Annotated in this window: 11 protein-coding genes and 1 pseudogene; 8 read left to right on the plus strand and 4 right to left on the minus strand. The window is 65.6% G+C overall.

The genetic code is table 11. The annotated features are described in order from the left end of the window. Positions 1–243: pseudogene (locus VJ811_RS15600) on the minus strand (hypothetical protein); the annotation flags it as partial. A 228-nt stretch (positions 244–471) separates the two neighbouring features. Here VJ811_RS15600 and rplU point away from each other — a divergent pair. From rplU to VJ811_RS15615, 3 genes are all read left to right on the plus strand, one after another. Beyond that, positions 472–957, plus strand: a complete 486-nt coding sequence (gene rplU, locus VJ811_RS15605; protein ID WP_324073994.1) for a 50S ribosomal protein L21 — start codon at positions 472–474, stop codon at positions 955–957. Between the two features lie 52 nt (positions 958–1,009). Beyond that, the gene (rpmA, locus tag VJ811_RS15610) at positions 1,010–1,279 is read left to right on the plus strand and encodes a 50S ribosomal protein L27 (protein WP_324073996.1); all 270 of its coding nucleotides are present in this window, start codon (positions 1,010–1,012) and stop codon (positions 1,277–1,279) included. A gap of 241 nt (positions 1,280–1,520) precedes the next feature. Beyond that, the gene (locus VJ811_RS15615) at positions 1,521–2,129 is read left to right on the plus strand and encodes a GNAT family N-acetyltransferase (protein WP_324073999.1); all 609 of its coding nucleotides are present in this window, start codon (positions 1,521–1,523) and stop codon (positions 2,127–2,129) included. Between the two features lie 37 nt (positions 2,130–2,166). Here VJ811_RS15615 and VJ811_RS15620 read toward each other — a convergent pair whose 3' ends face one another. Further along, a complete protein-coding gene (locus VJ811_RS15620; protein WP_324074002.1) occupies positions 2,167–2,799 on the minus strand; it encodes a DUF937 domain-containing protein in 633 nt (210 codons plus the stop codon). A gap of 178 nt (positions 2,800–2,977) precedes the next feature. On the opposite strand from VJ811_RS15620, the gene VJ811_RS15625 reads away from it, so the two are divergent. Continuing rightward, on the plus strand, positions 2,978–3,376 hold the full coding sequence (locus tag VJ811_RS15625; RefSeq protein ID WP_324074004.1) for a DUF3597 domain-containing protein: 399 nt from the start codon (positions 2,978–2,980) through the stop codon (positions 3,374–3,376). Positions 3,377–3,500: 124 nt separating this feature from the next. After that, positions 3,501–5,345, plus strand: a complete 1,845-nt coding sequence (locus tag VJ811_RS15630; RefSeq protein WP_324074006.1) for a DUF885 domain-containing protein — start codon at positions 3,501–3,503, stop codon at positions 5,343–5,345. A 207-nt stretch (positions 5,346–5,552) separates the two neighbouring features. On the opposite strand, the gene VJ811_RS15635 is transcribed toward VJ811_RS15630, so the two are convergent. Continuing rightward, complete coding sequence (locus VJ811_RS15635; protein WP_324074008.1) at positions 5,553–5,999, minus strand: hypothetical protein; 447 nt, start codon at positions 5,997–5,999, stop codon at positions 5,553–5,555. A gap of 49 nt (positions 6,000–6,048) precedes the next feature. Beyond that, on the minus strand, positions 6,049–7,650 hold the full coding sequence (locus VJ811_RS15640; RefSeq protein WP_324074010.1) for a phosphoenolpyruvate carboxykinase: 1,602 nt from the start codon (positions 7,648–7,650) through the stop codon (positions 6,049–6,051). Between the two features lie 82 nt (positions 7,651–7,732). On the opposite strand from VJ811_RS15640, the gene VJ811_RS15645 reads away from it, so the two are divergent. The 3 genes from VJ811_RS15645 to VJ811_RS15655 form a co-directional block, all read left to right on the plus strand. Beyond that, positions 7,733–7,894 carry a hypothetical protein gene (locus VJ811_RS15645; protein WP_324074012.1) on the plus strand — a complete coding sequence of 54 codons (162 nt, stop codon included), beginning with the start codon at positions 7,733–7,735 and terminating at the stop codon, positions 7,892–7,894. A gap of 37 nt (positions 7,895–7,931) precedes the next feature. Beyond that, complete coding sequence (locus VJ811_RS15650) at positions 7,932–8,642, plus strand: response regulator transcription factor (protein ID WP_324074013.1); 711 nt, start codon at positions 7,932–7,934, stop codon at positions 8,640–8,642. Continuing rightward, positions 8,632–9,194 (plus strand): sensor N-terminal transmembrane domain-containing protein (locus VJ811_RS15655; protein WP_324074015.1); only part of this gene is annotated, 563 nt, incomplete at its 3' end. The genes VJ811_RS15650 and VJ811_RS15655, both read left to right, overlap by 11 nt.

The following is a 9,194-nucleotide window of genomic DNA, read 5'->3' on the forward strand; positions in this document are numbered from 1 at the left end:
GGTCGCGGCCCGTTCGGCGGCGAAGGCCTGCTGACCGGCGGCACCATCGGATTCCCAGCGCTGAAGCCGTCCGGCAAGGTCGGCGGGCAGCGGCCCCGGGGGGGCGACGACGACTGCGGGCGGCGCGACATCGAATCGCCCCTCGACCGCGCGCTTCGCGAGCGAGGGGCCGTCGCTCGCCTGCGTCGCGGCGCAGGCGGGCAGCGACAGGAGCAGCGGGACGAAAAGAAAGGCGCGCATCATCGCCGCCCCTGATATGGGCGCACCGACGGCGCAGCAAGCACCGAATCGGCAGCGCGCGCGATAATCGGTGCAGCGCCGCGCTTTCGGACGAAAAGCACGGGATTTGGCGGTTGACAGCGACGGCTTGGCTCGCTAGTGGCGCTGACTTTCCCGCATGCCGGAAAAATCGCCTGCTTTGGCGGGTGACTGGCAGCGTGGGTGTTTTAGTTTCTGATTGGATGGAAGACCATGTTCGCAATCGTGCGCACGGGCGGCAAGCAGTATCGCGTCGCCGCTGGAGACAAGATCGCCGTTGAAAAGATCGACGGCGAAGCTGGCGACACCGTGTCGCTGGGCGACATCCTGCTGGCCGGTGACGGCGGCGAAGTGAAGAGCGCCGACGGCCTCGTCGTTTCGGCCGAGATCATCGCCCAGACGCGCGGCGAAAAGGTCATCGTCTTCAAGAAGCGCCGCCGGCACAATTATCGCCGCCGCAACGGCCACCGCCAGTCGCTGACGCTGCTGCGCATCCTCGCCGTCGGCGATGCCAAGAAGGCCGCGCCGAAGAAGGAAGCCGCTCCGAAGGCCGAAGCCGCTCCGGCCGCCGAAGCCAAGGCTGCTGTGCCCGCCAAGGAAGCCGCACCCAAGAAGGCTGCTGCCCCAAAGGCCGAAGCCGCCGAAGCGCCCGCAAAGAAGCCCGCTGCCAAGAAGGCAGCCCCCAAGAAGGAAGCCTGAGCGCGGCAACGCGGCTCGGCCTCTCGAACGAACGAATTAAGGAGCATCAGTCATGGCACATAAGAAAGCAGGCGGTTCTTCGCGCAACGGTCGCGACTCAGCCGGCCGCCGCCTTGGCGTGAAGAAGTTCGGCGGTCAGGAAGTGATCGGCGGCAACATTATCGTGCGTCAACGCGGCACCAAGGTTTACCCGGGTGTCAACGTTGGCATGGGCAAGGACCACACGCTGTTCGCAACCGCCGACGGCCAGGTCCGATTCCACGATGGCAAGCTTGGCCGCAAATTTGTGTCGGTCGACGTCATGGCGGAAGCCGCCGAATAAAGGACGATCTGCACGGGTCGTCCATCAAGGGATGACCCGGAACGGTCCTTTCCGCGACAAGCGGGAACAAAGTTCGAAAAGAGGGAGACGGGTCACCCCCGGCCTCCCTTTTTTCTTGTCCAAAATCCGTCACTTGTGACGATCGGGCGCGAAAACGGGGCCATCCATCTCCCTCCATATCGAATGTCGTCAAAGCGTCACCATCTGGCGCCAAGGCGACAGGCATTGGGAGTTAGAAGACATGTTCGCGCGTACCGAAAGACTGTTGCTGCGGCCCGGCTGGCAGGAAGACGCCCCGGCGCTGGCCCGGGCGATCGGCGAGGAAGCGGTGGTCCGCAATCTCGCGACCGCGCCCTGGCCCTATGGCGAAGAGGAAGCCCGGAAATTCCTGGGCATGCCCGTCAATCCCGGCCAGCCGCGCTTCCTGATTTTCGCACGCACCGGCGGCGCGCCGCGTCTCGTCGGCGGCTGCGGCATTTCGCCGAGTCCCGACGCCGATCTGGGGGGTGCGCTCGAAATGGGCTATTGGATCGCGCGGCCCTATTGGGGGCTTGGCTTTGCGACCGAGGCGGGGCGCCAGCTCATCCACATCGCGCGTGCGATGAACCTGCCGAAGCTGTCGGCGGGACATTTCCTCGACAACCCCGCGTCGGGCGCGGTGCTGCGCAAGCTCGGCTTCCGCCCCACGGGCAAGGTCGCGCAGCGCTACAGCCTGGCGCGCGGCGGCGAGGCGGCGTGCGCGCTGTTCGAAGAAGGCGACACCGATGCCGATGCTACCGTCACCCCGATGCGAAGCCGCATCGGGGTGGACGAGGATTTCCGTGAGGAATTGCGCCTGATGGCGGCTTAACCCTTCTCCCCTCCCGCCTGCGGGAGGGGGACAGCAGTCAACCACGCATCTTGCCCACCATGCCCATGATGTCGTCGAGCGGATTGCCGTCGCCGTCCATGTCGAGCATGTTGGCGATACCGCCGAGTCCGCCCGCCGAAGGTGCCGCGCCGCCGCCCACCGAACCGCCGAGCACATTGCCGAGCATGCCGCCCAGCCCGCCGCCGCCCGATCCACCACCGAGCGCGCCGCCGATCAGGTCGCCGAGGCCGCCACCGCCGCCCGACTGGCCGCCCTGCTTCGCCATATAGCCCGCGGCCATCATCGCGAGCATCGGCAGCATCTGCTTGAGGATTCCCGAATCGAGGCCGGTCTGCGCCGCGGCCTGGCCGGCGACGGTGCGGCTGACATCCTTCGACCCGAAGATCTGGCCGAGCACCTCATTGCCCTGGTTGACGGGGGTCGGCTGCGACCCGAGCACCGAGTCGAGCAGACCGCCGCCGCCGAGCTGGCCGAGCAGACCGCCGAGTCCTTCGACCCCGCCGCCCGACTGCGCCTGTTTCTTGAAACCGCCAAGGATCGCGGGAAGTAGCGCGTCGGCGCCCTGCTTGGCCATCGCTGGCGGAATGCCCAATTCTTTCGCCATCGATTCGATGCCGCCGGCCTGCGCCAAGATATCGGTGAGATTCATGTCATCATACTCCCGCTCGGGCGCGGAGCGAACCCACGCCGACCGAATGAGTATAGCAGCGCGCCGCCGAAGAACGAGTCGGTCTTTTGACTGTCATTCTCAAATGCATAGTCCTAGCTTGCGGCTATCCGACTCGCCCCTTCCGGGTTGGGCCGCCTTTTTAAGTGGGAGCCACACAATGAGCATTTTCGGCAAGATCAAGGACGCCATCTTCGGCAAGAAGGCCGTCGCAGCAGAACCCGCCGCCCCGGCAGCCCCCAACCCCGTCGGCTCCGCGCTCGACGCCGCGACGCAAGCCATGGCAGTCGCGGCCGCCGCGCCGGTCGATGTCGATGCGATCCTCACCGCCGAGGCCGCCACCGCCGGGCAGAATCTCAACTGGCGCACCTCGATCGTCGACCTGATGAAGCTGCTCGGCATCGATTCGAGCCTCGCCAACCGCAAGGAGCTGGCGCAGGAACTCGGCTATACCGGCGAACTCGACGGCAGCGCCGAAATGAACATCTGGCTGCACAAGGCGGTGATGCGCGAACTCGCGGCGAACGGCGGCAAGGTGCCCGCCGACCTTACCGACTGATAGACGGCCGATAAATTTCGACAGGGGTCGGGAAGGCGGAGGCTTTCCCGGCCCCTTTTCGTTGACCGCCGCGCGCGGCCGCCTAGACAGGTTTCGCAAGAAACAAGTCGCCAGGGAGCCGTCCGTGTCCAATCCGCTTTCCACCCCCGTCAGCCGCCGTCAGACGCTCGCCACGCTCGGTGCGGGCACCGCGGGGCTTGCCCTCGCCGGCCCCGCCGCCGCGCTGCAATCGCCGGCGAAGACCGACGCGCAGAAACTGCTCGATTCGGTCGCCGACAATCTGCTCGCGCTGTCGCCCGAAGGTGCGACCTCGCTCGGCATCGACACCGGCGCGCGCGCGGCGATGCGTGGGCGTCTCGGCGACCGGTCGGCGGCAGGACAGAAAGCGGTCGCCGACACGCTCAAGGCCGACATCGCGCGCGTGCGCGCCTTCGACAAGGCGGGTCTCGACCACAAGACGCGCACCAGCCTCGCCGTCGTCGAAAGCGCCTATGGCGTCGCGCTCGACGGCTTTGCCCTGCCCTATGGCGATGTCGCGGTCGGCGGCTGGCGCAACACGCCCTATGTCGTGATCCAGAATGTCGGCGCCTATCTCGACGTGCCCAAATTCCTCGACAGCGACCATCCGGTGCAGACGTCGGCCGATGCCGAGGCTTATCTGTCGCGCCTCAATGCGTTTCCGGGCGCGCTCGACGGCGAGACCGATCGGCTGAAGGCCGCGGGCGGACAAGGGCTGATCGCCCCCGCCTTCCTGATCGACAAGGCGGTGAAGCAGATGGAGGCGAGCCTCGCCGACGCCAAGGCGGGCGGTTCGATGGTCGAAAGCCTCGCCCGGCGCACCGGCGAAGGAAAAATCGCGGGCGACTGGAACGCACGCGCCGCGAAGATCGTGCAGGGTCCCGTCGCCGCGGCGCTCGAACGCCAGCTCGCCGAAATGAAGGCGCAGCGGCCGAAGGCGACGATGGACGCCGGCATGTGGGCGCGGCCCGGCGGTGACGAATGGTATGCGTGGGGGCTGCGCGCCTCGACGACGACGCGGATGACCCCCGACGAAATCCACGCGATGGGCCGCGAAGAACTCGCCGAACTCCACGGCCGCATGGACCCGATCCTGAAAAAGCTCGGCTACACGCAGGGCAGCGTCGGCGACCGGATGAACGCGCTCGCCAAGGATCCCAGATATAAATTCCCCGATAATGACGCGGGGCGCGCCGAGATTGTTGCCTATATCCAGACCTGGCTCGGCAAGATCCGCGCCGAGTTGCCGCGTGCCTTCCGCACGCTGGTGAAGGGCAATGTCGAGGTGAAGCGGCTGCCGCTGGCCGAGGAACCCGGCGCGCCCGCGGCCTATGGCGGCGCGGGGTCGATCGACGGCAGCGTTCCGGGCAAATTCTGGATCAACCTGCGCACCACCGAGCTGCACAGCAAATATTCGCTCCCCGACCTCGCGATGCACGAGGCGATCCCTGGGCATGTGTGGCAGGGCGAATATGCGAACCAGATGCCGCTGATCCGCACGATGCTGGCGTTCAACGCTTATTCCGAAGGGTGGGCCTTGTACGCCGAGCAACTCGCCGACGAGCTGGGGCTTTATGACGATTTCGAGGTCGGGCGGCTCGGCTACCTCCAGTCGCTGGCGTTCCGCGCCTGCCGCCTTGTTGTCGACACCGGCCTCCACGCCAAACGCTGGACGCGCGAGCAGGGGGTCGATTTTTTCGTCAAGGAAAATGGCTCGAACCCGCTCGAGGTCGCGAGCGAGGTCGACCGCTATTGCAGCTGGGCGGGCCAGGCATGCGGATACAAGGTCGGGCACAGCGAGATCGTGAGGCAACGCGGGCTGGCGCAAAAGGCGCTCGGGGCGAAATATGACCTCCGCGATTTCGACAATGTCGTCGTCGAGGGCGGCAACGTCCCGCTCGACGTGCTGGCGCAGAATGTCGACGCTTATGTGGCGGGGGCGAAGGGGTAAGCCGCGGGCGTCGCGACTTCTTTGACTCGCACAAAGCCACGAAGCCACAAAGGGGCTTAAGCCCGTTCGCCCTGAGCTTGTCGAAGGGCCGCTCTTGCGTTCGACGGTGAATAAACGGTGCTTCGACAAGCTCAGCACGAACGGGGGTGGAGAGTCCCCCCCCTTTTGTGGCTTCGCGGCTTTGTGCGAGTCCCTATTGAACAGCGGTCAGGGCAAAGGCGCCAGATCGGGCTCCACAAACCCCCGCCGCGCCGGCACCGAGAACAAGAGCTCCCGGCTGTAGAAGCGCAAAGGCCAGTCACGCTTGCCGACGTCGGACAGCAGCAGCGCGTTGACGCGCGCGGCGAGGCCTGTCTCCGCCGTCCGTGCCAGAAATAGCCGTGCGCCCGCGACATAGGCGCGCGTGATGCTGTCGTGATAGCCGCCATGATCGTCGTTCACTCCGCCAACGCTTTCGTTGAAGCGGCGGATGATGGTGGCGATCTCGGCGTCGACATCGACGTCGGGGCGCTCGGTCAGCAGCCAGAGACACGCGCCGAGGTGCGCCTCGTGCGTCCACGCCTCGCGCGGCAGCGCGCACGCCAGCAGCCCTTCGCCGAGCGCGCGGATTTCGTCGTCGCGCGCGAACAGGCGCGGTGAATATTCGGTGGTCATTGGTCCGGTCCTTCCGGGTGAATGAGCACCCGGAAGAGGTCCGGGTCAATTATGCCGCGACGGCCGCCTGCGGTGCGGCCTGGCGGACACCTTCGTCGACATGGTCCGCAAATTGCGCGAAATTGTCGATGAATTGTCCGACGAGCACCTGCGCGGTGCGGTCATAGGCTTGCTTGTCGGCCCAGGCTTCGCGCGGGTCGAGAAGCGCGCTGTCGACGCCCGGAACCGCGACGGGGACCATGAAGCCGAAATTCGGATCCCTGCGGAATTCGGCATCGTTCAGGCTGCCATCGAGCGCGGCGTTAAGCAGCGCGCGCGTCGCCTTGATCGGCATGCGCTTGATCCCGTCCATCGTCGCCATGCCGCCGGTCCAGCCGGTATTGACGAGCCAGCACTGGACGCCGCCCTTGGCGATGCGCTCTTTGAGCAGATTGCCATAGACCGACGGGTGGCGCGGCATGAAGGGCGCGCCGAAGCAGGTCGAGAAGGTCGCCTCGGGCTCGGTCACGCCGATCTCGGTCCCCGCGACGCGCGCGGTATAGCCCGAGAGGAAATGATACATCGCCTGGTCGGGGGTCAGCTTCGCGATCGGAGGCAAGACGCCATAGGCATCGGCGGTGAGCATGATCACCGTCTTGGGCACCGGACCCATATTCTGTTCGGACGCATTCGGAATGAAATCGATCGGGTACGAACCACGGCTGTTTTCGGCAAGGCTGTTGTCGTCGAAATCGAGCTCGCGCGTGACGGGGTCGATCACGACATTTTCGAGGATGGTGCCGAACCGCTTGGTGGTCGCGAAAATCTCGGGCTCGGCCTCGGGCGAAAGGCGGATCATCTTCGCGTAGCAGCCGCCCTCGAAATTGAAGACCGCGGTGTCCGACCAGCCATGCTCGTCGTCGCCGATCAGCGTGCGCGAGGCGTCGGCCGACAGCGTCGTCTTGCCGGTGCCCGACAGGCCGAAGAAGACCGCCGTGTCACCCTTGGGCCCGATGTTCGCCGAACAGTGCATCGGCATCACACCATCGACGGGGAGTAGATAGTTGAGGATGCCGAACACCGACTTCTTCATCTCGCCGGCATATTGCGTGCCGCCGATCAGCACGAGCTTTTCGGCGAAATTGACCGCGACGACGGTCTCGGTGCGCGTGCCATGGCGTGCCGGATCGGCGCGGAAGCTCGGCAGGTCGATGATCGTATATTCACTCGCGAACGCCGCAAGCTCGGCCGCGGTCGGACGGCAGAGAAGCGTGCGGATGAACTGGCTGTGCCAGGCGAATTCGGTGACGACCTGGACCGCGACGCGATGCTCGGGCTGCGAGCCGCCGAACAGCTGCTGGCGATAGAGGCGCGGCCGTTCGGCGAGGTGCGCGAAGAAATCGGCCTTCAATGCCGCGAAATGATCGGGGGTCATCGGCACATTGGTCTTGCCCCACCAGATCGTATCCGCCGTTTCGGCGTCCTGGACGATGAACTTGTCCTTGGCGCTGCGGCCGGTGTGCTTGCCCGTTTCGACGACCAGCGGGCCGTCCTTGGCGAGCAGGCCTTCGCCATGGCGCACGGCATCCTCGATCAGCGCCGAGGTGCCCCAGTTTTCGGCGACCTCCGCCTTCGTTTCGACGGTGTTCGCGCCGATCAATATCCTGGTCATCTGCTTTCGCCTTTCCTTGTCCGGCGGCGTCGTTGCATACCTATGCAATGCTTAGCGCACTAATGGGTTGGCCCGCATTCGCATGGGTGCCGACGTGACCGCCGATTCCGAAATCCCGGCCGCGTTAGCTCGCTTGGCGGGGGAGGTCAAAAGATTAAAGCGGGGCTGCGCGGCGCTTGCGACGAACGCGCAAAAAGGGAAACCGGTGACCATGCGCGCGCTGTTGTCGCTGCGCCCCTTATAGGCTAATCGCTTTACCGGGCCCGCCCAACGGAAAGAGCATGACGGCAACTATCGCGCTGGTCGATGACGACCGCAACATTCTGCAATCCCTTTCCATCGCGCTGCAGGCCGAGGGTTTCGTGACGCGCGTCTATTCGGACGGCGAAGCGGCGCTGAAGCCGCTCATCGACAATCCCCCCGACCTTGCGGTGTTCGACATCAAGATGCCGCGCATGGACGGGCTGGAACTGCTGCGCCGCCTGCGCGAAAAAAGCCAGCTTCCGGTCATCTTCCTCACCAGCAAGGACGATGAGATCGACGAGGCGCTGGGGCTCGCGATGGGCGCCGACGACTATATCGCCAAGCCCTTCTCCCAGCGCTTGGTGATCGCCCGCATCCGCGCCATATTGCGCCGCGTCGAGCTCAACAAAAATGCGTCAGAAGGCGACGACGAGCCCGTCGCCGAACCGATCACCCGCGGCCGCCTCAGCATGGACCCGGCGCGCCACAAGGTCGAATGGGACGGCAAGGACGTCACGCTGACGGTCACCGAATTCCTGATCCTCGAAACGCTTGCCAGCCGCCCCGGCATCGTGCGCAGCCGCAACCAGTTGATGGACGCCGCCTATCAGGACGACGTCTATATCGACGACCGCACGATCGACAGCCACATCAAGCGCCTGCGCCGCAAATTCCGCGAGGTCGACCCCGAATTCGACGCGATCGCCACCCTCTATGGCGCGGGGTATCGTTTTGCCGATGAAAGCTGACGCCAAAAAACGCGACGGGCAAAAACGCGACGGGCAAAAGCCCGACGGCAGCATTGCCGAACAGGAGGAATCGCCGCTCGTCTGGTCGGCGCGCTGGTCGCTGACCACGCGCATCCTCGCGGTCAACATCCTGGCGGTCGCACTGCTCGCGGGCGGCTTCTATTATCTCGACACCTATCGCAGCCGGCTGGTCGACACGCGTATCGAGGTGATGAAGGACCAGCTCGCGATGCTCGACGGCGCGCTCGAAGCCGCGCGTCCCGACCGGCGCACCACGTTGATCAGCGAATTCACCGCGGCGACCGAATCGCGGCTGCGCTTCTACGGCGCCGACGGAAGGCGCCTTTCGGACAGTTTCGAAAGCGGGCCGCCGACCTACACGCTGCGCGATCCCGAGCTGCAACCGTGGAAACGCGATGCCGCGCGCGCGATGGATCGCGGCATCGACTGGATCGTCGGCGCGCCGAGCTATCCCGATTTCGAGGAACCGCAGATCGACCGGGCGCAATCGTGGCCCGAAGTCGTCGAGGCGCAGCAAAGCGGCCTCGCGGC

Origin of the sequence: Sphingopyxis sp. (genome assembly GCF_035250425.1) — a bacterium.
Taxonomy (GTDB): domain Bacteria; phylum Pseudomonadota; class Alphaproteobacteria; order Sphingomonadales; family Sphingomonadaceae; genus Sphingopyxis.